Source organism: Bifidobacterium jacchi, from assembly GCF_009078285.1.
Taxonomy (GTDB): Bacteria; Actinomycetota; Actinomycetes; order Actinomycetales; family Bifidobacteriaceae; genus Bifidobacterium; species Bifidobacterium jacchi.
Map to the genome: position 1 here is coordinate 57,578 of NZ_RQSP01000006.1, position 26,008 is coordinate 83,585.

At 61.7% G+C, this 26,008-nt stretch carries 19 protein-coding genes and 1 tRNA gene; 10 read left to right on the forward strand and 10 right to left on the reverse strand.

Annotation, left to right across the window (positions count from 1 at the left end; translation table 11 throughout):
- Positions 1-183 precede the first annotated feature (183 nt).
- From EHS19_RS03085 to EHS19_RS03110, 5 genes are all read left to right on the forward strand, one after another.
- Positions 184-1,263 (forward strand): glycosyltransferase family 2 protein, encoded by a 1,080-nt coding sequence (locus EHS19_RS03085; protein WP_151916335.1) that lies wholly within the window; start codon positions 184-186, stop codon positions 1,261-1,263.
- Positions 1,264-1,431: 168 nt separating this feature from the next.
- Complete coding sequence (locus EHS19_RS11630) at positions 1,432-3,645, forward strand: DUF5696 domain-containing protein (protein WP_338325026.1); 2,214 nt, start codon at positions 1,432-1,434, stop codon at positions 3,643-3,645.
- 199 nt (positions 3,646-3,844) lie between these two features.
- A complete protein-coding gene (locus EHS19_RS03100) occupies positions 3,845-4,093 on the forward strand; it encodes a mycoredoxin (protein WP_151916368.1) in 249 nt (82 codons plus the stop codon).
- A gap of 32 nt (positions 4,094-4,125) precedes the next feature.
- On the forward strand, positions 4,126-4,923 hold the full coding sequence (locus EHS19_RS03105; protein WP_151916336.1) for a hypothetical protein: 798 nt from the start codon (positions 4,126-4,128) through the stop codon (positions 4,921-4,923).
- Between the two features lie 588 nt (positions 4,924-5,511).
- Positions 5,512-6,192, forward strand: coding sequence for a DUF559 domain-containing protein (locus EHS19_RS03110; RefSeq protein ID WP_241677044.1), 681 nt, complete (start codon positions 5,512-5,514; stop codon positions 6,190-6,192).
- Positions 6,193-6,725: 533 nt separating this feature from the next.
- Here the strand turns inward: EHS19_RS03110 and ilvC are convergent.
- The 7 genes from ilvC to metG all read right to left on the reverse strand — a co-directional run bounded on the left by ilvC (position 6,726) and on the right by metG (position 20,152).
- A complete protein-coding gene (gene ilvC / locus EHS19_RS03115) occupies positions 6,726-7,778 on the reverse strand; it encodes a ketol-acid reductoisomerase (protein WP_151916338.1) in 1,053 nt (350 codons plus the stop codon).
- Positions 7,779-8,271: 493 nt separating this feature from the next.
- Positions 8,272-9,582, reverse strand: a complete 1,311-nt coding sequence (locus EHS19_RS03120) for an MFS transporter (RefSeq protein WP_151916339.1) — start codon at positions 9,580-9,582, stop codon at positions 8,272-8,274.
- A gap of 670 nt (positions 9,583-10,252) precedes the next feature.
- Positions 10,253-11,935: an MFS transporter gene (locus EHS19_RS03125; protein WP_151916340.1), complete on the reverse strand. Its 1,683-nt coding sequence runs from the start codon at positions 11,933-11,935 to the stop codon at positions 10,253-10,255.
- A gap of 2,125 nt (positions 11,936-14,060) precedes the next feature.
- Entirely contained in the window at positions 14,061-14,432 is a 372-nt protein-coding gene (locus tag EHS19_RS03130; RefSeq protein WP_151916341.1) for a fluoride efflux transporter FluC, read from the reverse strand.
- Entirely contained in the window at positions 14,429-15,409 is a 981-nt protein-coding gene (locus tag EHS19_RS03135) for a fluoride efflux transporter FluC (RefSeq protein WP_151916342.1), read from the reverse strand. The genes EHS19_RS03130 and EHS19_RS03135 overlap by 4 nt, the downstream gene beginning before the upstream one ends.
- A 21-nt stretch (positions 15,410-15,430) precedes the next feature.
- A complete protein-coding gene (locus EHS19_RS03140; RefSeq protein ID WP_151916343.1) occupies positions 15,431-16,717 on the reverse strand; it encodes an adenylosuccinate synthase in 1,287 nt (428 codons plus the stop codon).
- Between the two features lie 1,560 nt (positions 16,718-18,277).
- Positions 18,278-20,152, reverse strand: coding sequence for a methionine--tRNA ligase (gene metG, locus EHS19_RS03145; RefSeq protein ID WP_151916344.1), 1,875 nt, complete (start codon positions 20,150-20,152; stop codon positions 18,278-18,280).
- Positions 20,153-20,400: 248 nt separating this feature from the next.
- Here metG and EHS19_RS10680 point away from each other — a divergent pair, with 248 nt between their 5' ends.
- Together EHS19_RS10680 and EHS19_RS10685 are read left to right on the forward strand one after the other, a co-directional pair.
- Positions 20,401-21,249 carry a hypothetical protein gene (locus tag EHS19_RS10680; protein ID WP_175578267.1) on the forward strand — a complete coding sequence of 283 codons (849 nt, stop codon included), beginning with the start codon at positions 20,401-20,403 and terminating at the stop codon, positions 21,247-21,249.
- 32 nt (positions 21,250-21,281) lie between these two features.
- A complete protein-coding gene (locus EHS19_RS10685; protein ID WP_338325028.1) occupies positions 21,282-21,626 on the forward strand; it encodes a variant leucine-rich repeat-containing protein in 345 nt (114 codons plus the stop codon).
- On the opposite strand, the gene EHS19_RS03160 is transcribed toward EHS19_RS10685, so the two are convergent.
- On the reverse strand, positions 21,627-22,196 hold the full coding sequence (locus EHS19_RS03160) for a hypothetical protein (RefSeq protein WP_151916345.1): 570 nt from the start codon (positions 22,194-22,196) through the stop codon (positions 21,627-21,629).
- 276 nt (positions 22,197-22,472) lie between these two features.
- Positions 22,473-23,477, reverse strand: coding sequence for a 16S rRNA (cytidine(1402)-2'-O)-methyltransferase (gene rsmI, locus EHS19_RS03165; RefSeq protein WP_151916370.1), 1,005 nt, complete (start codon positions 23,475-23,477; stop codon positions 22,473-22,475).
- Positions 23,478-23,663: 186 nt separating this feature from the next.
- Here rsmI and EHS19_RS03170 point away from each other — a divergent pair, with 186 nt between their 5' ends.
- From EHS19_RS03170 to EHS19_RS03180, 3 genes are all read left to right on the forward strand, one after another.
- Positions 23,664-24,629 carry an alpha/beta hydrolase gene (locus EHS19_RS03170; RefSeq protein WP_151916346.1) on the forward strand — a complete coding sequence of 322 codons (966 nt, stop codon included), beginning with the start codon at positions 23,664-23,666 and terminating at the stop codon, positions 24,627-24,629.
- 245 nt (positions 24,630-24,874) lie between these two features.
- Entirely contained in the window at positions 24,875-25,609 is a 735-nt protein-coding gene (locus EHS19_RS03175; RefSeq protein WP_151916347.1) for a DedA family protein, read from the forward strand.
- 110 nt (positions 25,610-25,719) lie between these two features.
- Positions 25,720-25,792: transfer RNA gene (locus tag EHS19_RS03180), tRNA-Ala, on the forward strand.
- 15 nt (positions 25,793-25,807) lie between these two features.
- Here EHS19_RS03180 and EHS19_RS11005 read toward each other — a convergent pair.
- The coding region (locus tag EHS19_RS11005) for a hypothetical protein (RefSeq protein ID WP_206666310.1) at positions 25,808-26,008 on the reverse strand (201 nt) is incomplete at its 5' end.

A 26,008-nucleotide genomic window follows, 5' to 3' on the forward strand; every position in this document is an offset into this window, starting at 1 on the left:
GATTATAACAGGGAAGCCGAGAACTTCTGACACAGGCCACTAGCCGCCAGCGCGGTGCTAGGCTAGGAGGCGGGAACCGGCTCTGCGCTTGAATGCAAGCAAGGGCAACCATCCGGCGAGGAGATCATGACCAACACAACGACTGCCACAACGTCACCGTCCACGTCACCTTACACGCAGCACATGGCAGCGCCACAACAACCGCAACCGCAGCCCACACCGCAGCAGCCCGAGGCAGCCGACGTGACGCTCACGTTCATCGTCCCCGCCTACAACATGGAGGAATACCTGGAGCGCTGCGTCACATCGCTGATGCAGGCCAGCGACACGCGCGACATCGAGGTGCTCATCGTCGATGACGGTTCGCATGACGCCACCCCCCGGCTTGCCGACGCCTACGCCGCCCGCTGGCCGCGCAACGTGCGCGCGATCCACCAGCCGAACAAGGGTCACGGCGGCGCGGTCAACACCGGCATCGCAAACGCGCGCGGCACCTACGTCAAGGTCGTCGACGCGGACGACTGGATCGACTCGCAGTCCATCGACATAATGATGACCACGCTGCGCGCCCAGCGCGAATCAGCGAAACCGGTCGACATGATCGTCTCCAACTACGTCTACGACAAGGTCGGCAAGCGCCGCCTGCACACGGTCAATTTCCGCCATGCGATGCGCACCGGCGAAGTGCTGACGTGGGATGATCTGGGGCATTTCGGCCTCGCCGAATACATTCTGATGCACGCGCTCACGTTCCGCACTCAGGTGGTGCGCGAATCGGGCATGCAGCTGCCCGAGCACACGTTCTACGTGGATTTCATCTACGCCTACCAGCCGTTCGTCAACGTGCGCACGATGCTGTATCTGGACATGCCGTTCTACCACTATTTCATCGGCCGCGAAGGGCAGTCGGTGCAGACCGACGTGATGATTCGCCGCGTCGATCAGCTGCTGCTCGTCAATCGGCGGATGCTTGAGGCGACGCCGGAGCGCGGCACGGTGCCGGATGGGCTGTACCGCTATATGATTCATTTTCTTACGATCGAAAGCTGCATCGCGTCGGTGTTCCTGATTCTGTCGCGCGATCCGGCGAATTGCGAGAAGAAGCAGCGGCTGTGGGCGGCGATCAATGAGTATTCACCGACGATCTACCACGATGTGCGGCGCAAGGCGATGGCTCGCGCGATCAATCTGCCTGGTTCGCCCGGGCGGTGGATCGTGCGCCACGGGTATGCGATCGCCGAGCGGGTCGTCGGCTTCAACTGACCGGCTGCGGTTCGCTGCGGCGGTTTCGCTGCGGCAGCGATTCGCGTCGGCTGGCGGCGGCGATCGCGATCGCGCGTCGCTGCCAGCCGCGCGCAACGTTGTTTTTTATAGTTGATCATGCAGTATGCGATATCGGATTGGTATCGCATGATTTCGAGGAGGGCAAGCATGCAGTTCACCTGCGCCGGCACCACAGTGCTGTTTGATGAGGAGACGCTGCGATTCACGTTCCAGCGCGACGGCGCGCAATGGACATGGCGAGAGGGATTCAGGCCGTCGCTGGAGACCAAACAGGGCACGTTCGCGTTCACCGACGCGGCCGAGATCACCCACGAGGAGCGCCACACCGGCACGGGCGTCGGCGTGCGCAGCGTCTACCGTGGATTCGGCGGCAGCGCAGCGGCATTTGACAGCGCAGCAGCATCCGACAACGCTACGTCCGCCGCTGCCACGTCAGCCAACACTACGTCAACTGACACCACGTCAGCGACAGCCGACGCTGCCACCAACCCCGCTGCCGCAGCCACCGCTGCCGACGCCGCCTCCACCACCGCGGCCGGTGCCCCGGATTTCGCATTTGAAACCTACGTGTGGGTCGAGCAGACCGGCGGCGACGTGCACTTCGAGTGGATCCCGCTGTGCGAGGACGGTCTGGACGTGACCAGGCTGCATTGGCCGGGCGAGATGGCCTTCGACGCACTGTCCGATCGCGATGTCACGCTCATCACCCATGAGCAGGGCGTGCTCGTCCCGAACTCCTGGCCCACCGCGGTCAGCTCCGTGCACGGCGACATCGTGTTCGACGGCCGATTCGAGACCGCCGGCGGCTACATGCCGTGGTATGCGCAGATCCGCGGCGGCAGCGACGCCGGCAGCCACGGCTATATCGCGATCTGCGAAACGCCGTGGAATGCCGGATATGCGATCGAGCACCCCGCCAACGGAATCGCGGCAAATGCGACGAATGCCACCGCAGCCGACGGCGATGCAACCGACGCAGCCAGCGCTGCCGTCGTTGCCAACGCGGCCAGCGCTGCCAGCACAGCCGCCAACGCGGCCAACGGCACCAGCATCGGCATGTGGTTCGAGCCGAGCCTCGGCCGCATGGACTACCGCCGCGTGGTGCGCTACCGATTCCTCAGCCACGCCGACCATACGTCGGTCGCCAAGGAATACCGCGCGTACGTCAACGAGCGCGGCCGACTGCGCACGCTGGCCGAGAAGGCCGCGCGCAATCCCTCCGTGCGCGACCTGATCGGCTGTTCGTGGGTGCACGTCGGCATCAAAACCGTCGTCCAGCCGGAATCGCGATTCTACGATCATGATCACCCGGAAAAGAACAACGCGCTGACCACGTTCGCCGCGCGCCAACGCCAGATCGACACGCTGCACGAACTCGGCGCGGGCAAACTGTACATGCATCTCGACGGATGGGCGCAGCCGGGCTACGACAACAGCCATCCCGACTATCTGCCCGCGTGCGAGGAGGCGGGCGGCTGGGCCGGCATGAAGGCGCTCGTCGACGACTGCCACGCGCACGGCGACCTGTTCGGCACCCACGACCAGTATCGCGACTACTACTTCTCCGCGCCCACGTTCGATCGCGACAACGCCGTGCGCCTGACCGACGGCACGAATCCCGAGCATTCGATGTGGGCGGGCGGGCATCAGACGTATCTGTGCGCCGAGCTCGCGCCCGACTATGTGCGGCGTAATTTCGGCGAAATCGCGGCACATGGAGTGCGGTTGGATTGCGCGTACCTCGACGTGTTCACCTGCAACGAGGGCGACGAATGCGCGAATCCCGAGCATCGCATGAGCCGGCGCGAATGCTATGCGCGACGCGCCGAATGCTTCGAATACCTGCTGTCGCACGGCATCCTGTCGAGCTCGGAAGAGGTGTCGGACTGGGCGGTGCCGAGTCTCGTGTTCTGCCATTACGCGCCGTACGACTTCCAGATGCGCTCGCCGCGCGCGCCGCGGCAGGGCGTGCCGGTGCCGCTGTACAACCTCGTGTATCACGACTGCGTGATCGAACCGTGGATGATGGACCGGGTCGTGGGCGACGAGACGACCGGCGATCGCGGCGACGACTACATGCTGTACGCGCTGCTCAACGGCGGCGCGCCGTATCTGATTCGCGACGCGGCCTACGTGGGCATGGACGGCGACATGGATGACGCGATGCGCGCGCAGGCGTTGGACGACATCGGCCGCTGCCGCGTGGTCGCCGAACTGCACGAGAAGGTCGGCATGCTGGAGCTCGTGCGTCACGAGTTCGTCGGTGGCGATCCGATGGTGCAGCGGTCGACGTTCGCGGACGGTACGCAGGTGACGTGCGATCTGCGGGCGCAGACGTGGGATATCGCGCAGGACGAGTGACTGATCTGCGAGTGACTGATCTGCGGAAGCGGTCGCGGTAAGCAAGTGATCGCTATGCGCAAGTGATCGCGGTGAGCGATCAGATGCGTTGCATCGATTCCATACAATTGCGTTGATTCCATACAATGGAACCGGACCAGCGAAACAAACCAACGAACAAGCGAAACAAACCAAACAAACGAAAGGAACGATCATGGCGATCACCATCGACGTGTACGGAGCGGATTGGTGCGGCGACTGCCACCGTGCGAAGGACGCGCTCAAGCGCTTCGGTGCCGAGTACACCTGGCATGACATCGAGTCCGAGGAGGGCGCCGCTGAGCGCGCGGTCGAGATCAGCGGACAGAAGCACATTCCGGTCGTGCTGTACAACGACGGTTCGTTCCAGGTCGAGCCGAGCGCGAACGACATCAAGGCCAAGCTCGTCGAACTCGGCATGGCGCTGTGAACCAGCAACCGCCGGTGAATCGGCAACCGGCGATGAATGCACGTCCTGCCGAGCATCGCCTCGCCGAGCCGATCTGGCGGGACGGTCGTCGTGAAGCGGCGAGCGATGCGGCATGGCGGCGTCGCAGCGGATGCGTGGGCACTGCTGTCGGAGGGGCCATCGCCGCGATTGTGGGATTGAGTTTCGTTATCACCGGCATCGGCGGCATACGGTACCGATTCCAGCTCATGTGGCACAGCGATCACGGCGACAACCCGCATTTCGCCCCGTCGCCGGTCGATTTCTTCATCATTCCGATCGCCGCGCTGTTCGTGATCGTTCCTGTCGGCTTTGCGGTGTTCGGCCTGTGGTATGCGATCGCGGATCGACGGGAGCGCAAAATGCGGCGGGCCTTCACCCATGACAAGTCGACGCTTGGCGTGGATGCGTCGTCATTCGGCGTTGTCGCCGGTGCCGTCAAGCGGCCCGACTACGCCGACTATGAGGGCGATGTGATCGAGGCGCCGATCAAACGGCTGCTGTTTCAGCCGACCGCCGCGCCATATGCATTTCACATCCTCGCATACGTGACGGAAGGACTGTGGATCGAGGCCGGCTGCGTTGACGGCGATCCGTCATGGCAGCAGCGGCATCGATTGGCGTGGCTGACGATGCGCATCGAAGGGACGCGCATGGGAATCGTTGGCATCGCGCCGATTCCCGTCGACGAGGTGCGCAAGGCGTATGATGATCGTTCCGCCGTGAAGCTGCCGATATTCACCTACCCCACCGACGAGCGCACCGAAATCTGGGGCGACGACATTCTCGTGCTCGGCACCGCCGCCCGCTAACCGGTCACAGGGAGCGAGTTTGGTCACAGGGAGCGCCCCGCGCCACGTGACCACCTCGCAAAAACCTTGATATTTCAACGTTTCTGACACCTTGGTCACAGGGAGCGGGCGCTCCCCGTGACCAAACCCGCGCCACGTGACCAAACCCGCGCCACGTGACCGTTGGGCGCCAACGATCACAGCCAACGTCCACATAGTTATTAACACAGTTATCCACATATATTCACAATTATCTATCGCACGTCAAGGTTCCGACCACAAGACCTTTTTCAGCTTGCGTAGCTTCATCGTGCCCTCTACGCTCAAGCCATGAATACTGCGACACCACGAAACTACCTTGCTCAATCTCTACGTGAAGAACAGCAGCGCACTCTCTCGCTCTGTGCCTCGCACACCGCACGCACTATAGGAAAACCTCCCGTCTATTCTGGAATCACTGCATTGCGAATCAGCGGTATCGAAGTTCCCTACTGCATCTCGCTCAAACCATGTACATTTCACGTGCTATATGACGAACGCTCCCATCGCGCGTCACGATCTAACACTCGCTATCTGCTCCATCACAATCTACAATCCACGCATGGCATCATGTACATAGATCACCAGCAGCAACGCATCAGATTCACCCATCCGATCATGACATGGGCGTTGCTCGCGTCTCATCTCAGCCAAGTTGAAATCATCGTACTGGCGGATGCGATTCTGCGCAGTACGTTACAGTGGATCAGGACCAGCATCGACGACATACGAAGATTCCTGGAAAACAGCGCTCCTTTCCCAAGTAAAAAACGATGCTTGGCCGCATTGCCGTTTCTGGAAACCGTGACCGATTCCCCTATGGAAAAACGCAGTGTCCTGGCTCTGCTTCGATACGGTCTGCCGTATCCGGAAACGCAATGGAGCATACTCATTCCGGCATTCGGCCGCACCGCAACTGTTGACATGGCATATCCCCAGCAGAAAGTCATCATCGAATATGATGGCGATGCCCACCGTCAGGACAAGCGACAGTATCGGTGGGATGAACGCAAGCGCCAAGCACTGCGCGCGATGGGATATACGGTCATCGTGGTGTTCGCTGACGACATTGTCAGTAAGGATGGTCGATTCAGGTTTGCGCAGCGAGTTGCTGACGCGCTGCGCTGCGATATATCTGATATTCCGAAACCACAATACAAAGCACTGCTCAGCGATGATCGACGCGAACGAGCGCGCTTAAAGCAGCAGGCCTATCGGCGACGCGAAGCCCGAAAAGGGCGGAAAGTCTAACACGGTCGGTCACAGGGAGCGAGTTTGGTCACAGGGAGCGCCCCGCGCCACGTGACCACCTCGCAGAAACCTTGATATTTCAACGTTTCTGACACCTTGGTCACAGGGAGCGGGCGCTCCCCGTGACCAAACCCGCGCCACGTGACCGTTGGCCATCTCCGCCTTCGCTACTCAGCCATCTTGATCTCTCAGCTTTCGGCACGATCAACGCCCAAGGTGACCCGCCGCTAGACTTTTTGATATTTTTGATTTGGCTTTATAGCAACGATTTTGGAGTCTTCGCACAGCGACCAGCAACCAGCGACTATCTTCCTATTTGTAGAAAAACTGTCAAAATGACGATTGTATACAATCGTCTGCCTCCTCCAACGGACGCGCCCACCCCTCCGCCAGCACAGCAACGCAGGGCAGCAATGCGAAAGGGTCGCCACCCCGTCATGGGATGGCGACCCTTCGTCATTCGCTCCGCTCAGCGAATCACCGCACGACAATCGCGACAACGAGCGCCGCGACTACCGCTTACGCGGCCACAATCACTGAACCTGGGTACGAGCGATCTTGCCGTTGAAGGACTCGGCCTCGTCCTGATCCTTGGCCGGGCCGTTGTTCCAGGAGAACATGGCGCGCAGCTTCGGGCCGACGGTCTCGAGGTGCGGGTGAGAGTACTCCTCCTGCAGCTTCTTGAACTTCGGGGCACCGGCGGCCTGATCGTCCATGAACTCCTTGGCGAAGGAGCCGTCCTGGATACGCTTGAGCTGGTACTGCATGCGCTTCTTGGTCTCCTCGGTGATGACCGTGGAGGTGTAGTCGCCGTACTGAGCGGTGTCGGAGCAGGACCAACGGGCCTTGTTCAGACCACCCTCGTTGGCGAGGTCGACGAGCATCTTCAGCTCGTGGAACACCTCGAAGTAGGCGATCTCCGGCTGGTAGCCAGCCTCGGTCAGCACGTCGAAGCCCATGTCGCACAGGTGGTTGATGCCGCCCATGAGGACATCCTGCTCGCCGAACAGATCGGTCTCGGTCTCCTCGGTGAAGGTGGTCTTGATGGCGCCGGCGCGCAGAGCGCCGAGGGCCTTGGCGTAGGCGAGGCACAGCGGCCAGGTCTTGCCATCCGGGTCCTGCTCGACAGCCACGACGACCGGGACGCCACGGCCAGCGGCGTACTCACGACGCACGATGTGGCCCGGGCCCTTCGGGGCGACCATGAAGACCGGGTGATCCTCGGACGGCTTGATGTAGCCGTAGTGGATGTTGAAGCCGTGAGCGAAGGCCAGAGCAGCGCCCGGCTTCAGGTTCGGCTCAACGTCGTTCTTGTAGACGGCGGCCTGGTACTGATCAGGCAGCAGGATCATCACAACATCGGCCTCGGCGACCGCTTCCGGCACGGACTTGACCTCAAGGCCCTGCTCCTTGGCGAACTCGACCGACTTGGAGGTCGGACGCAGGCCGACGACGACGTCGACACCGGAGTCGCGCAGGTTCAGCGCGTGGGCGTGGCCCTGGGAGCCGTAGCCCAGGATGGCGACCTTCTTGCCATCGAACACGGACAGATCGGCGTCCTTTTCATACCAGATAGTTGCTGCCATAATGGCACTCCTTTAATTGTTTAGTGGAAAATCACTTAAGCCGGCGTGATGGCCGGTTGTTGCCTTGTTTACCTAGTGGCTCGTGCAAGAGGATTTTGTCCTTAAACCGTTGCCCATATTACTCGAAACACCGTCGTAACCTGACCGCGTTCCACGTTACGAACACCGGCGTGGAAAATCCTCTCACTATGTAGTTATTCAGTTTTCGGTTTTCAGTTATTCGACTTTTCAGTTATTGGCCTAGGGTCTCTCCCTCAGTCTCGCTTCGTGAGCCAGCTCCCTCGGCAGAGGGAGCAGGGGAAGACGATTCACTCAGCGAAGTGAGCGGGCGCACGACAAGCGCCCGCGAAGGGAAACTAAAGACAGCGCGACTTCACTTCGTGAAATCAACGTCTGCGCTGGGCCGTCAAGCAGAAGCCCAATGAGCTTCTGTAGGCCCAGTGAGCGATTGCAACCAACAAGCAATCGCGAAGCCGAAGGATAGCCGTTGATTTCACTTGGTGAAATCAACGTCCTTCGTCTCACGACACGTCAGCACGGAAACCAGGCAGCACACGGCCATCACGGCCAGATACAGGCCGACCGAATGCACGCCGAAGTTCTTCGACAGCCAGGTGGCGATGGTCGGCACGAACGCGGCGCCGACGATCGCGGCGAGGTTGTAGCCGATGCCGGAGCCGGAATAACGCACGTTCGCGTCGAACAGCTCCGGCAGGAACGCGCCAATCGGTCCGAACGCCACGCCCATCAGCGCGAATCCGACGCACAGGAACACCATGTTGGCTGCGAAGTTCCGCTGTCCGACGAGCTGGCCGTCAAGCAGGAACGGGAACACCACCGCGAACACGACCAGCGCGCACGACGAGAACATCAGCACGCGACGGCGGCCAATGCGATCCGCATACACGCACGACAGCACGATGAACAGTGCGAACACGCAGATGGAGATCATCAGCATGAGCAGATACTGCTGATTGCTGAATCCCAGATCGCCACCGCCCTGCGCCGCGCTCTTGGTTCCCCATGCGAGCGACCACGTGGCGAGCGTGTAGAACAGCGTGTAGGTCACGGCCACGAGGAACGTGGCCTGCAGCACCTGACGCCACGACTTGCGGAACACTTCGGTCAGCGGCGACTTGACGACCTTGTTCTGCTCCTGGGCCATGCGGAAGATCGGCGTCTCCTCCATGTGCACGCGCACGACGAGTCCGACGACCACCAGCACCGCGCTCAGCAGGAACGGCACGCGCCAGCCCCACGCGAGCATCGCATCGGAATCGTTGAACGATTCGAGCACGAAGTAGGTGCCGTTCGACAGGAAGAAGCCGATCGGCGCGCCGAGCTCGGGGAACGAGCCGTACAGTGCGCGCTTGTTTTCAGGCGCATTCTCGGTGGCGACCAGCGCCGCGCCGGACCATTCGCCGCCCAGTCCGATGCCTTGAATGAAACGCAGCAGGCACAGCATGGCGACCGCGCCCACGCCCATCACGCTGTAGGTCGGCAGGCAGCCGATCAGGAACGTGCCGACGCCCATCGTCATCAGCGAGACGACCAGCGTGGTCTTGCGTCCCATCCGGTCGCCGAAATGCCCGAATACCAGCGATCCGAGCGGACGCGCGACGAACGCGATGGCGAAGGTCAGCAGGCTCATCAGCAGCGCGACGGTTGGATTCGCCTTGTCGGAGAAGAAGATGTGCGGGAAGTAGTTCGCCGCGGCGGTGCCGTAGGCGTAGAAATCGTAGAATTCGATGGCGGTGCCGACCATGGATGCCGCGATGACGGTTTTGACCGAATCTCGCGCCATCGCCTTCATCTTGCCGGCCGCGGTGGTACCGGCCGCGGTGGTGACGCTCGTGGTTGCGGTCGCTGTCTCGACTGCTGTCGTTGTTCGCTCCCAATTGGTGCGTTGATCCGCGGATCTTGCTCCGTGGGTCCCTGTGTTCGTTCTGTTCTCTCTCGTTGCGGCTTGTCTGAGGCGGTGACCTTGTGGGGCGCATCAAAAAAGCCCCGCAACTCGTGCAGGGCTTACATGCGTGATGCGTTTGCTTCGCCCTGCCTTCGTTGGCGGGGCTCCAAGCTGGATGCCGAATCAGTCCGCCAACGGTGACGGAATAATAATTCGTGCGGGCAGCAGAGCGACGTTGACGTCGGATTCGGTGAATCCGGCAACGGTACGGACTTCAAAACGAAGTGCGGCTAAGCGCTGTGCAGGGCATCCAGTCATCGTGGCGAACCTCCTTTCGGCATTTTCTCGGGCTTTGCTTTGCGGCCCGAACTGAGCATCACGATAGGTCGGCCGGTTTCGGCGGCAAACCGACCGATCATATTGTGGACATCATCTCGCGGGCCGGGGCGCTTGGCTGCTCGGCTGGCGGGATTGGCGGAGTCGCAAGGCTGGCTTTGCTGGTTAGCCTGATTCGTTTGGCTGATTCGCTCTGCTGATTTGCTCGGCTGATCCAGGATTGCCGCAGCGATCACTTGAGCTGATCCGCATCCGATCCGCTCGCCATCGCGACATGCCGCACATCAGCCATGACGATCGCAGCGGAAAGCAGTACCATGATGATGGCGACCGGGAACAGCGCGGCGAATCCATACGACTGCAGTGCGCTGCCCACCACCGCGACGCCGACGATCGCAGCCAACACCAAACCGATGGCGTTGGCGATCGCGTAGATGCCCAGATCATGCCCCGCGCGACGCGGATCAGGCAGCGCATCCATCACCAATTCCAATCCGATCGCATCGTATAGGCCGATGGCGAAGCCGGAAACCAGCGCGAATACGACCATGCCGACCGGCTTGGCGGACGTCCAATGCCAGGCGCCGCACATCCACGCGACCGCAAGGCCGAGCATATACAGGATGCATGCCAGGGCGACGACGAATTCGGCGGGCATCTGCCGCGCATCGATCAGTTCATTAAGCCAGCCCGCCGACCATGATGCGAGCGCCGTGCCCACCAATGCGGCGACGGCCATCGCGATGACCACCAAGCCCGCCGGCGCAGCGGCCGCGTCGCCCGGAAACACCCAGTATCGCGCGATGTACCACACGAATACGCCCGTGATCGAAACACCGGTCATCATGCATACGCGCGCTGCAAACAAACGCCAGAACGCCGCCGATTCGCGGCCGCTCGGCGGGCGAAGGCGGTTAAGCACGCGACGCGGATCAAACCCACGATTGGGCATCTCGACGCTGGACGGCTCCTTGGGCAGGATCAGCGCCGACGCAATGCCGCCGATCGCGAACAGCGCGGCGATGCAATACAGCGGCACGAGCGAATCGACGATGACGCCGCACGCGCCGAGCACCATGCCCAGCGCCTGCGCAAGCATCACGCCGATGCCATGCCAGCGTTCGATGCGCGGGCGGAACTTGTCGGGCACGCGATCGTTGATCTCAGCGGCCAGCGGCACGGCGAGCATCGCATAGCCGAACTGCATGATCGCCCAGAACAGACCCATGGCGACCATGTTCGTATTCGCGGACAGCATCAATGCGCACAATGCGCAGACCACGCCGCCTGCGACAATCCACGGCGAACGTCGGCCGAACGGCGTGCGGGTGCGATCGCTCAATTCGCCGATCAGGGGATTCGCGAGCACCGAAACCAGTGCGCCGACGATCACCAATGCCGCCAGCGGAGCGACGAACGGGAATCCCGCCGACGCCGCCGCCGACGCAACGCCACTCGCGGCAGCGGTGGCGGGCTGAGCAGCGGATGCGGCAGCAGGTGCGAGCGTCGGTGCGATGGCGCGCACCACCATCTGCGGCAATGCGATCGTCTGCATGGCGATCCATGGTGTCAGCGACAGCATCGCCGCGACGAAAAACCCACGATTGAGCCGCGTCACCTGTGCGGCATCGGGCCGGTGGCCGTCCTCCGACACCATCGGATCGCGCATGTCAAGATACGCGGAGGCCATATCGGGGGCGGGAACGTCAACGCTGGATGCCGCCACCGCAGCCACGGATGGTTCGGATGCCGCCATCAGCACGGCCTGCGTCTCCGGCCGATCCGCAGAATCCTCCGGCGCGCGCTTCGTGGTCCGTACGGCGAGCCGCGCAACGGCCGCTTTGTCCTCCGGGCTGAGCGCTTTGTCGAGATCAGGTCTGTCATCGATTCCTGGGCGCACGTATGGTTTCAGCATCACACCACTCTTCCTCACGATACTTGCGTCTGTTCGCGCTGTGCTTGTTTTGCGCTGCGTATGTTCGCGCTGCGTATGTTCGACCGAAAACGGCTTGAGATAGCTTATCCGACTTCCATGTTATCGGCGTGTCTCGTCACGCACCAACCGCAGACGCGCACTGTGCCAGCGGCCCGTCTTGTACTTGATTGACTTGCAGACTGCCTAGTGTCCTGCGTCAGTAGTTCGTTGATTATGTTGTTGGCTCCCCTTGTCAGGACAGCACCGTGAAGCAAACAGCGGAGCTGTTTGTAGGTGCTGTGCGAGCCGACCGGCGAGCAGGCATGCTGCGCGCGCAGCGCGTCCGTGATTGCAGGATCAGCACCGTGAAGCAAACAGCGGAGCTGTTTGTAGGTGCTGTGCGAGCCGACCGGCGAGCAGGCAGACCGCGCGCGCAGCGCGTCCATGCTTGCAGGACGAGCTGGCCCCGGCGAAGCGGGACTGAGGGGTAGTGAATTCGTCAACGAATTTCTGACGCAGGACACTAGTACTTTGTCGGTACTTTGTCGGTTTTAATTGATTTTGGTTGTGGTTGTGTTCTTCCTGGGTTATGAAGCGGCCATTACCGATTCGAGATGATGTGATCCGGTGTGCGCGATCAGCAGTGCGCGATTAGCGTGATTGGCGCAAGTTATTCTCGGGTTTTGCCTTGAGTTCGAGAAAACCTTGCGCTGCGAGGGGTCGTAGCGCAAGGGAATCTCGAGATGGCCGTTTGTTTCGAGAATTTCTTGCGCTAAGAGGACTTGCGCTGAGAGGATCGGGAACGCTCGTAGCGCCGAGAGGGCCGGTGCGCTAGTTTTTCTCGGAATCGGGGCGGATTTCGAGATTATCTTGCGCGAGCCGGCCGCTCGGCGCAAGTTATTCTCGGGTTTTGCCTTGAGTTCGAGAAAACCTTGCGCTGCGAGGGGTCGTAGCGCAAGAGAATCTCGAGATGGCCGTTTGTTTCGAGATATTCTTGCGCTGGCTGTCGGAGGAGCGCAAGGGACTCTCGAAGTGGCCGATGATTCCGAGAAAACCTTGCACGGGAGGTCACAGGGTGCGGGCTTGGTCACGGGGAACGCCGCGCTCCCTGTGACCGGGGTGCGAAAACCTTGATATTGCAACGTTTCCGGCATGATGGTCACGTGGCGCGCCCGCTCCCAGTGACCATCCCGCTTCCTGTCGGAGGTGCACTGACGGCTGACGACACATGGCCGGGGCGGCATCGTGTGCATCACACGTATGCGGTTTTCGCATCGTGTGCATGGCACGTATATGGGCGGGCGTGTTTGGGACGTTTCGCGCACGTCGCATGCACACGATCGTGCAGATGTACGTGCCATGCACACGATCAAGGACGCTTCATGTACGTTGCGTGCACACGACTGGCGGCGCGCGCCTGCCGTTGGGCCCGGATGCGCGCCTTGCATGTACGTCGTATGCACACGTTGATGCAGGTGTATGTGCCATGCACACTCGACGACAGTCAAGTGGCACGCAACATGACTCGAGGGGGCTTCCGCATTACATACCACGGTATGCAGTGTGGCTTCGCACCGATTATGAAGACTTCTGCTGTTTTCGTGGGTTGGATGGCGAGGCGCCATGGTCGGGCGTCAAGGAGGAACGAGAGCGAGGGGCACTGCTTTAGCGCAGTCTCTAGCGCAATGATTTCTCGGGGAAAACGGCCATCTCGTAAAATCCTTGCGCAAAGGGGAGGCACAAGGATTCTCGCAAAGAAGGGGCGGTTCGTAGAATCCTTGCGCTGGACACTTGCGCTGGGACAGGGCTTAGCGACAGGGCTTAGCGCAAGGACTCTACGAACTCAACGCGAATCCCGAAAAATCCCTGGCGCAGACAAGGGGTCGAGCGACTCCCGTCCAACCGGGCCCGTCCGACGCGTATTACTGCTTATCTCGCCTGACGCAAGGAAAACTCGAACCAGCGAACATGCATTGAATCAAAGACTCAGTGATTCAACGACTCACAATTAGCCGAATAGCTGAATCCCTGATTCAACCACTGATTCAACGACTCGCCGCCTCGACGAATAGCCGAACCCAATAACCGACTCGGCGAACCCGGAATTACCGACTCGGCAGCGCGCTTAGCGGGCGACGGAAACCACCCACCAGCCGAGCGCCACGCACACCACCGGCACCACGATCGTGGCGCATATATACAGCAGCCCCACGGCGAACCGACGTGCGCGAATCAGTGACACCATCTCATTGATGGCGGTGGAAAACGTTGAAAATCCACCCAGAAAGCCAGTTACGAACAGCAGATAGGTACCCTGTTCGACCGTATGATAGGCGATCGCCCCCGCTGCGATGCCGGCGCAGAACGTCGCGATCACATTGATGATGAACGTGGACAGCGGGAATGCGCGATTCCACCAGCGTTGGATCGAGGTGTTGAGCACGAACCGCGTCACCGCGCCCAAGCCGCCGCACAGACAGATCAGCAACGTGGTCATTCGTGGGCCTCCCCTCGCATCGGGTCCTCGACCAGAGGCACCTCGTCGGTGATCGGCTCCGGTTCGAATGACGGAATCGCATCACGCAGTTCGCGCAGCATCTCCGGATTGTTCGAAAGACCGCCGACGGACCCGGCACGGCTGGCATCTCCGGCATCGGCGGCATCGCTGACGCCACCGGCACGACTGGCGCCACCGGCATGAACCGCATGCTCGACCTGCCGCCGAGCGACCCGCGCCGCGCGCTTGCCGCCGATCGCGATCGCAAGATGCACGCCCAGCGCCGCGACCAGCAGACCGCAGATGAAACTGATCATCATGTAGAACACGAAGCCGCCGATCTGCCCGGCGCGTATCGATGTCAGCTCCTCGATTACCATCGCCGAAAGCGTTGAGAATCCGCCGCACATGCCCATGCCGACCCCGCGACTGACCAGCTCGCGCGACCGTTTGCGAATCCACGTCGCCTGCGACATGTACGCGGCAAGCGCTGCGAACACGAACGTTGCGATCATGTTCGCGATGAACGTCGCCGGATGGAACGCGCTCCAGAAGCCGTTCGCCGCGGCCGGGCGCGGCATCAGCGCGCTCAGCCCGTAGCGCATGGCCGTGCCGAAGAAGCCGCCGGCGAACACCACGAGATACAGCATGGCGTCGGCCAGCGGATTGAACCGCGCCTGCATACGCTTCATCGGGGCGAGGGGTATTTTCGGTGGCTGTCGATCGGACAGCGCAGCGGCGGGTCCGGTGGCGGCGAATTCCATCGTCGCCGGCTCCGCTGCGCTTTCTGTGGTGCTGCCCGCTGTATTGCTCGGCGGGCTGCCGGCTGCGCTGTCTGTGATACCGCTCGCCCGGCCACCAGCAGCGCTGCCCGCTGGGCTATCTGCTGCGATGCCCGCAGCAACGCCCGCCGCGCTGTCTGCTGGTATTCCGGTGGAATTGCTCGGCTGCGATTCGCCGGACGAATCGTCGGTCATGTCGGTCGCCTATCAGTCGATTCAGTCGATCAGCGAATGCACGGAGATGATGTGGTCACGCTGCGGACCGGTGCCGATCGCGGAGATGCGGCAGTTCGACAGCTCTTCGAGTCGCTTGACGTACGCCTGGCAGGTGGCCGGCAGATCCTCGAACGCATGCACGCTCGAAATGTCCTCGGTCCAGCCGGGCATCGTCTCGTAGATCGGTTTGGCTGCGGCGAATGCGGCCTGATCGGTCGGCATGTCGTCGAATCGTTCGCCGTCCACGTCGTAGGCGACGCAGATCGGGATTTCCTTGAGCCCGGTGAGCACGTCGAGCTTGGTGAGCACGATGTCGGTCAGGCCGTTGACCTGGCTCGCGTAGCGGTTGACGACCGCGTCGAACCAGCCGCAGCGGCGCGGACGGCCGGTCGTCACGCCGTATTCGTGACCCTGCGCGCGCAGCCATTCGCCGGACTCGTCGAACAGCTCGGTCGGGAACGGGCCTTCGCCGACGCGCGTCACGTACGCCTTGGAAACGCCGATCACGCGGCTGATCTTGGTCGGACCGACGCCGGTGCCGGTGCATGCGCCGCCGGCGGTCGGATTGGAGGAGGTGACGAACGGGTAGGTGCCGTGGTCGACGTCGAGCATGGTGGCCTGGGCACCTTCGAACAGAACGGTTTTGCCTTCGTCGAGCGCCTTGTTGAGGATCAGGCCGGTGTTGGCGACGTACGGCTTCAAACGCTCGCCGAGTTTGAGCAGCTCGTCGGTGGTCTGATCCACGTCGATGGCGCGACGGTTGTACAGTTTGACGAGAATCTGGTTCTTCTGATGCAGGCTCGCCTCGACCTTGTCGTGCAGATGCTGCGCGTTGAACAGGTCGTGCACGCGGATGCCGACGCGGTTGATCTTGTCGGCGTAGGCCGGTCCGATACCACGGCCGGTGGTGCCGATCTTATGCTTGCCGAGGAAGCGCTCGGTGACCTTGTCGAGTACGCGATGATACGGCGCGATGACGTGCGCCGCTTCGGATACGAGCAGCCGCGAGCAGTCGACGCCGCGCGACTGGAGTCCGTCGATCTCCTCGAAGAGAACCTCGGGATCGACTACAACGCCGTTGCCGATCACCGGGGTCACGTTCGGGCTGATGATGCCGGAGGGCAGCAGGTGCAGCGCGTACGATTCATTGCCGACGACGACGCTATGGCCCGCGTTGTTGCCGCCGTTGAACCGTGCGACGTAATCCACACGCGTGCCGATCAGATCGGTCGCCTTGCCCTTGCCTTCGTCGCCCCACTGGGCTCCGATCAACACGATTCCTGCCATAACATACCTCCGCCGCAAAGCCAATTCCGCCGAACATAGATTACCCCAGCCCCTCTACTGTGGGGCCGCTGGCGTCTCAGCGTTATCGCATTCGCCGACAGTGTTCACCGACGGCAGTCGGCGTTCATCGTCTGCGTTCATCGTCTGCGGCAACCGTCGGCATTCATCTTCGAACGCCACCCACTAAAATCTTGCTGATAATCGACTGATTCCCGAATCCAACCGAAAAACGAGCGGCGGAGCGCATGCGATCTGTCTCAGCGATCAAAATTCGGGAAGAGAACGGCGATCTCCCGAATGTTGTTCACTGGGATTGCGTCAGTGAACATTATTCGGGAATCGGGCCCATTGCTCCCGAATTTTGTTCACTGAGCGGCTGTCAGCGATCGAAATTCGGGAGAAGTGGCCTCGATTCCCGAATTTCGTTCGCTGGAGAGCGCCTCACCGTGGCTCTCATCGTGTCTTTCACCGTGAATTACATCGTGCCTTTCCCCATCGTGTGCATGGAATGTATGCCGCGTGGACTGTGCGTGGGCATCGTGTGCACAGGACGTATGCCGTCGGATGCATCGTGTGCATGCAACGGATGTGTAGAGCCGCAAAACGCGTGCTTCATGAACGTCGCATGCACACAATCACGTAGATGTACGTTCCATGCACACGATCAGCAGCGCCTTATGTACGTGCCATGCACACGATCGACGGCCCGGCACGTCCGGGAGGGCCCCATCATACCCCGATATGTACGTGCCATGCACACGATGACTACAGAGGGATGAGAAGGATGGACCAATCGGGCCAATCTCAAGGGATAGAGAAGGAACAGAGAAGGGCCAGACCGAAATAAAGAAAACCATGCGCTGATAACCCATAAGCGCAAGAGAATCTCGAAACATGGCCCAATCCCGAGAAAACCTTGCGCTGACAGGCCGGTTTGCGCAAGAGAATCTCGAACTCAGAGCTGTCTTGTTCGAGCTCAGGGCTAATCCCGAGAAAACCTTGCGCGGAGCAGCCCGCAAGCGCAAGAGAATCTCGAAACAAGCCCGTCGCTCCCGAAATCGGCCCCGGCGAAGACTGAGGCCAAACCACACACCACACAAACTGGCGAAGACTCATAAAGAAAGATAGGGAAGGCCAGCAAATCATGTGGCAAATCTTGCCAATAAACGAAAAAAGAAACCCGGCGGAGGGGTACCGCCGGGTTGAGAGAGAAGAGAGAAGAAGGGGTTCAGTTATGGGGCCTGTCGCGGCCTCGCCAGCAACACCATCCGCTGACAGGTTCTATATAAACGCCGCTTCCTTAGAGAAACGATGCGCGATTCTGAGAATACTCTGTGAATCACGTATCAGGTCTGTGGAGCCGCGTCCAGTCAGCGTCAGTCAGTGCACGGTCGACCCACGATCAGCCCACAGCCAACCGCAATCAGCCAACCAAACCAGCCAACCGAAATCTGCCGATCAAAGCCGCAGCCCCAATCACAAACAACAGCCCACGGCTCACAGACCAGCCCACGCTACGTATTCTCCTACTCACTCTCCTACTTATTACTAACTTATTTACTAATTCCCCGCCTCGGCAGCCAGCTCGGCCTTCGCCGCCGCCAGCCGCTTCGCTTCGGCCTCGCGACGCGCGGCAAGCTCGGCATCGAAGCGGGCCAGCTCCTCGTCCACGGCCTCCTTCGGGATCTTCGCGAAGATCGGCTCGGGCTTGGCGACCGCGGCACCGGTCACAATCGCCTCGCTGCGCCACGGATGCACCGTTTCGCCGAGCTTGTAGTCGCCGGTGATGATCGGGTAATGGAATCCCGGCTTGTCGAGATCCTCGACCTCCTCGATGCGCGGCAGCGGCGAGAACGTGCCCGTGCCGCCGAGCGCCTCCCACACCTTCTGCGCGGAATGCGGCAGGAACGGGGCAAGCAGATGGTTCGCATCCGACACGGCCTGCGCGGCGACATGCAGCACAGTGCCCAGTCGCACCGGGTCGTCCTTGATCTTCCACGGCTCGACCGCGGAGATGTACTTGTTGATGTCGCCGACGATGCGCATCGCCTCGGCCAGCGCGTTCTTCTGATGATGGCGTTCGATCAGGCCGCCGACAAGGTCGAATGCGTCGGCCGTCTGCTGAAGCAGCGCGCGATCCTCGTCGGTCATCGAATCCTCGTCAAGCGCCGGAATCTCGCCGAAGTTCTTGTTGATCAGATTCGCGACGCGGTTGACCAGGTTGCCCCAGCTCGACGCCAGCTCCTCGTTGTTGTGGCGCACGAACTCGGCCCACGTAAAGTCGGAATCAGAGGATTCGGGACCGGCGACCGAAATGTAGTAGCGGACCGCGTCCACGGGGTAACGGGCGAGAATGTCCTTGACGTAGATCACGATGCCGCGCGACGAGGAAAACTTCTTGCCCTCCATCGTCATGAACTCGGAGGCGACGACCTGCTCAGGCAGGTTCAGAGGGCCAAGCTTGCCGGTCTCGCCGCCCTTGGAGCCCTGGCCGTTGTAGGCGAGCATCTCGGACGGCCAGATCTGCGAATGGAACGTGATGTTGTCCTTGCCCATGAAGTAGTAGCCGGGCGTGGTTGGATCGTTCCACCATGCGCGCCATGCGTCCGGCTCGCCCTTGCGGCGCGCCCATTCGATGGAGGCCGACAGGTATCCGATCACCGCGTCGAACCACACGTACAGCTTCTTGTTCGGATTGTCGATCCAGCCGGCCACCGGCACCGGGATGCCCCAGTCGATGTCACGCGTGATCGCGCGCGGCTTGACCTCCTTGAACAGGCCCTTGGAGAAGTTGATGACGTTGGTGCGCCAGCCTTCGCGGGTGTTGAGCCACGCGAGGTTCGCTTCGGCGAGCGCCGGCAGATCGAGGAAGTAGTGCTCGGTCTCCTCGAAGCGCGGGGTTTCGCCGTTGATCTTGGAAACCGGGTTGATCAGCTCGTCCGGATCGAGCTCGTTGCCGCAAGCATCGCACTGGTCGCCGCGCGCGCCTTCGGTGTGGCAGATCGGGCATTCGCCCTCGATGTAGCGGTCGGGCAGGGTGCGCCCGGTGGACGGCGAGATCGCCACCTTCTGCGTGCCCTTGTAGATGTAGCCGTTCTTGAGGCACTGCTTGAACAGTTCCTGCACCACGTGCTCGTGGTTGCCGGTGGTGGTGCGGGTGAACAGGTCGTAGCTCAGGCCGAGATCGCACAGATCCTTCGCGATGACGCGGTTGTAGCGGTTGGCGAGTTCCTGCGCGGTGACGCCTTCCTTTTCGGCTTCGACGAGGATCGGGGTACCGTGCTCGTCGGTGCCGGACACCATGAGCACGTCGTTGCCCTTCATGCGCTCGTATCGCGCGTACACGTCGGATGGCACGCCGAATCCGGCGACGTGGCCGATATGACGGGGGCCGTTTGCGTACGGCCATGCAACATTCACCAAAATATGACTCATAAGCCCAAAGTCTATGCGCGACTATGGAAGTCGGCGCATGCGCGTCGGTTGCACGCCGGTTGCGCGTCAGATACGCTCCGAATGCGCACCGACTACGAAGATCGCATACCGATGGCGCACGACGACCAATCAGGTTATCCACATAGTTATCCACCAAACGGCCGATCTGTCCACAGCGCTCATGAGGTTCCGTCCACACCACCCGAAATCCACTCGGTAAAACGAGGAAGTGTGCCTATAGTCCATCCATGAATACGATCATCAGCACCCCCGCCGCGGCCGCCACCACGCCGTCCGCCACCATCGCCGCAACCGCAACCGCAGCCAGCGCCACCGCGCCAGCCAGCGCTCCAATCGATACCGAATTCACGGAATTCGACGACCTCACCGACTTCACCGACGACGAGCTCGCCGATCTCGACGGCCTTTCCAACGAGGAGATTCTCGACGCGGTGAACACGATGCGCGGCCTGAGCGGCATGCCCACCACGCTCGGCCCGCCCGACATGCGCACAACGCGCGATCCGATGGAACTGCCAATGCTCGGCTCATCCGATCTGCCCGGCCCGCTCAGCCTGAGCATGCTCGCCGAATTCGGCAGTATGACGCGGCTTGATTCGCACAACGGATACCCTGCGCAGTCGGCGGACACATTGTATGGCCGCGCGCGCATCATCGGCCATGTCGCTCCGCGCAACACCGTCGCATGCATCCTTTCCGCGGCATGGATATGGCTCGGCGGCCTGTTTCCCAAGTCGATCGACGTGATATCGCAATCGCATTACCGCACCAGCATGTACGGCCGATCGATCCGCGTGTTCAATCGCAAGGCCCATCCCGACCATGTGATCTCCATCGGCGACACGCGCGTCACCACGCCGGTGCGCACCGCCTGCGACATCGCGCTGCTGCCCGAGAAGGAGCTGCATAACGCCGATTCACGCAGTCTGATATCGCGGCTGATGCTCAACTATCGGTTCACGCCGGACGAATGCATGCGGGTGCTTGGCGGCAACAGTCGGTTTTGGTCGCGGGTGCCGTTCGCGCTCAAGATGCTGGAGAATGTGCGCGCCGGCATCACGCCGGCGGGATCGTGAGGTGGCGCATGGCCGGGATTTCAAGGATTCACATGATGCGACGGATTCGCGAATGGATGCGCGGGCGGCGCGGCAGGCGGGCCGATGGCGCACGTGCCCGCTCCGCCGCGCTCGCGCGGTTGGATGATCTTGCCGAGTCCGGCGACAATGATCGTTCACGACTCGCCTCGCCGCCTCCCCCGCCGTTCATGCCCACGCCGATGACCGCGTGCGATCCGGCGACGCCCGCCGACGTGCTGTGGATCATCGCACGCGATCATCCGCAATTGCGACGCTGGCTGGTCGCCAATCCGAAGGCCAGCGCCGAACTGCTTGAATACGTGGCGCAGGCGGGAGGCCCCGGCGTGCGCGAGGCGCTGCTGATTCTGCTGGGCTGATCAGTCGACGATCGACATCGTCGCCCCATCGACCTGCGCGACGACGTTCTCCAACGCCTGCTCGCCGGTGGCCGGCACGCCGGTAAGCGCGCTGTCGCCGATCTTCGACAGCTTGCCTGTTTCGGATATCGACAGCCGTCCGGAGGGACCCGCCAACGTGTAGAACACGTTCGGGTCGTCGGCTCCGCGCTTGAGATACAGCAGCTCACGATCACCCGGCCGCAGCAGCGGGTCTCCTTCGACCTGGAACGTCTGCCCATCCTTGACACCGCCAGTCTGCAGCACAGTCACGGTTTTCGGCGCGGTTCCCGACCGCATCGCTACGGAATGCACGAGTACCTCGTAGTACGTGGCCGGCACGCCTCCGATTTCAGTCGTTCCTGTCGCCTTGACGATCTCGCCGTCGACGACGAGATCGGCCGCCTTCGCCATCGCATCATAGCTGTCATACGATTCGGCGTAACTCGCGTCAATTTTCGTCACTTCGCTGGTCTTACTGCTGGCGACAGTATCACCGCTCGGCTGATTCGCATTGCCGGCCGTGTTGCCGCATCCGGCGATTCCCGCCATCAGTACCGCCGACGCCAGCAAGGCGGCTACTTTCCTATAATTTGTAGAGCGAGTGAACATCATTCACCTCCTGATATGCAGGTTCCTGATATGCAGGTGATTGGACATCAACAAAAACTCAGCATCGAGTCAGACAGAGCCGACAAATCGGCTCTTGAAGAAGCACTCTTCCATGATACCGATGTGCGACGCAACGCGCCAAACCGCGCCGCACACAAGCCATGTCATGCCGCGAGCCGCACGACGACACTGCCGCGCGCAGCCGCTCCTACGCCCTCAGCCTTTGATCTGCAATACGGCGGAATACACCTGCTTGCGGTTGGCGAGCGAGCCGTCCGGCAGCGGATGCTCCTCGACGACCTGCGCGATCGCGTCCTTGATGCGCAGCCCGTCCTCCAGCGCGCGGTCGATGGCGAGCACGGCCAGCTCCCCGACGCTGAGCACCGACGGCGTGGCCGCGGCAGCCTCCTCGTCGGACGCGCCGCCGATCACAAGCACGATCTCACCGCGCGGAGGCTCATCGATCACACCCTGACGAATCTCGGCCACGGTCCCGCGGCGAATCTCCTCATAATCCTTCGTCAGCTCGCGGCACAATGCCATCGGCCGGTTCGGGCCGAACGCGTCGAGCAGATCATCCATCGATTCGGCGATGCGATGCGGCGTCTCATAGAACACGATCGTGCGCCGCTCGGATTGCAGCATGCGCAGCCGCTGCACACGTTCGGCATGCTTGCGCGGCACGAATCCCTCGTAGCAGAATCGGTCGGTCGGCAAGCCCGACAGGGCGAGCGCGTCCAGCACCGCACTTGGACCGGGCGCGCAGGTGACGGGCAGCCCGCGTTCGATCGCCCGGCGCACGATCGCAAGCCCTGGATCGTTGATCGTCGGCATGCCGGCATCGGAAACGACGAGCACGGTCGCGCCGGTCTCCACGCGGTCGAGCAGACCGTCGGCCTTGCTGCGTTCGTTGTGATCATGGTAGGCGACGACGGTGCCCGATACGCGCACGCCGAGCCGGTTCGCCAGATCGTACAACCGGCGGGTGTCCTCCGCGGCGACGATGTCGGCATCGGCAAGCAGTGCACGCAGCCGCTGCGACGCATCGCCGACGTTGCCGATCGGAGTGGCGGCGAGCACTACCGTGCCGCGCGGAATGGCGACGGCCGTCTGGCTGCTCTCATCGGAATCATTTCGATCATCGAATGCGCCGCGCTCCCCGAAATCAGCCGAATTCGCCGCCTCCGTTTCGGATACGGGCACCGCCGCAGCCGCCGCCATGCCGATCGTTTCGTTCATCTCGCCGTCCTCATTCGTCATGTCCACCAGTATTCCGCACGCTAGGTACCAGCCGCACCGACGACCATCATCGCGTGTAGCATCATGCATGACACCAACTGGCATCCTATGCCGAGCCGTTCGCCGCCGGCCGACCCGCCAGCGAATCGCCATCGCGGAAGGAATCCCATGCAGTACATCGAGCGAATCATCACCGGCATCGACGGCAGCAGCGCGCGCCTGACCGGCTATGTGATCGACAACAGCAGCGAAATCGACCCGGATCGACGCCGGCCAGCCGTGCTGGTGCTGCCGGGCGGCGGCTATTACAAAACATCCGATCGCGAGGCGGAACCGATCGCGCTGAAGTTCGTCGGCGCCGGATACCACGCGTTCGTGCTGCGCTATTCGTGTGCGCCGAGCCGCTATCCGGTGGCGCTGTGCGAGGCGGCCGAGGCGATGCGCATGATGCGCGCGCACGCCGACGAATGGCATATCGATCCGCAGCGGATCGCGATTCTTGGATTCTCGGCCGGCGGGCATCTGGCGGCGAATCTGGCGACTTCGGCCGGCGACGACGATCTTGCCGCGCATGGCTACGATCCGGACGCGGTTCGGCCGAATGCGCTGATGCTCGCCTACCCGGTCATCACGTCGGGCCGGTACGCGCATCGCGGCAGCTTTGACGCGCTGCTCGGCGTGAGCACTCGGCGGTTCGTCGAATCCGCTGATGCGGCGGACGCTGCGGATTCTGCGAATGCCGCCGATTCCACGGATGCCACCAAGTCCAGCGATTCCGCGGCATCCGACCAGACTGCGCGTCTGCTGGAGGAGCTGTCGATCGAACGGCATATCGATGCCAAGACGCCGCCGGTGTTCGTATGGCACACCGTGACCGACAATTCCGTGCCGGTCGAGAACACGCTGATGCTGGTGCAGGCGTGCAAGGACGCTGGCGTAAGCGTCGAGGCGCATCTGTTTCCGGAGGGCTGGCATGGCCTGTCGCTCGGCACGATGGAGACTGCATGGAAGGCCGATCCGGCGGCGGTGTTCCCATGCATCCAGATCTGGCCGCGGCTGGCTCTCGACTGGATGGAACGCACGTTCGCGAAGGTGGCCGCCGACGAGAACGCTGGCGAATGCGCGGATCGCTGATCGGGAAGCGCTGATCGACGTGGCCCGCTGGTATCGTGGCGTTCCGGTTGCCGGTCGCCCTGCGATCGCGCATCCGCAACGCCTGACTGACTCGCGAGCGGAACGGCGCGCAATTCCCGGCGAAAAACAGACGTAATACCAGCATCAATACCAGAGCTTCAATACAGCAATACGGCACAACAAAAATAAAAACAAAAATAAAAACAAAAATAAAAACAACAGCATACAAGAACGGGATAGTTGATATGGGTTTTGTTCATTTCATCACCGAACTGCTGCGTGATCCGCGCGCGGCGATCGCCAGCTGGATCGCGATGGGCGTGGCGCCTACGCTCGGCTTCATCTTTTTGATCGTGTTCATCGAGACGGGCGTGGTGTTCTTCCCGTTCCTGCCCGGCGATTCGCTGCTGTTCGCGGCCGGCGTGTTCGCGGCGCCCGACGCGACGACCGGCAAGGTGGCGCTGCCGCTGATGGCGCTGCTGCCGGTGGTGTGGCTCGCGCCGATCATCGGCGACCAGTGCAATTTCCTGATCGGGCATTTCTTCGGCCGCCGCATCATCGCCTCGGGCAAAGTGAAGGCTATGACTCCGGAGCGCATTGAGAAGACCGAGAAGATGATCGAAAAGTGGGGTCCGCTGGCGGTGTTCCTGGGGCGCTTCTTCCCGTTCATCCGCACGTTCATGCCGTTCATTTCCGGCATTTCCGGCATGCGGTGGGCGCGTTTCACGCCGTTTTCGATTCTCGGCGGCCTGTGCTGGTCGTCGCTGTTCACGTTCCTGGGGTATTTCTTCGGCAATATTCCGGCTGTGCAGCAGCATTTTGAATTGGTGATCGTGCTGATTCTGGTGGTGTCGCTCGTGCCGACGATCGTGGGCCTGCTCAAGGCGAAGTTCGGCAAGAAAAGGCCTGCCGCACATGCGGCTGCCGGCGCTGGATCGGCCACGAGTGCGGATGCCAACTCAGATGCCAACGCCCGGTGAGCACGAAGCAACCATCACAAGCACACGAAATCTTCACAATTCGAGTTGCGTTTCCTCGACGGGCGTAATATAGTGTTGCGAGTTGTCCTGCGGAGCAAGACAACATCCACGGGGCTGTAGCTCAGTTGGTAGAGCGCTTCGTTCGCATCGAAGAGGTCGTGGTTTCGATTACCATCAGCTCCACTAGACCCCCTGCATTCATTCCACCGCAGGGGGTCTTTTCATTTTCGCTGCCATGCCAGCCATCGTTGCCATCCCCGCCACCGCTGCCATACCAGCCGCCAGCCCGGCGATGCTCGGCAGCGCCGGCTGCGGCACTGATATCGTTTGCGGCACTGTCATGTTGGTTGCCAATTGGCAACCAATCAGCAACCAACCCCACCACCACAACCGCGGAAT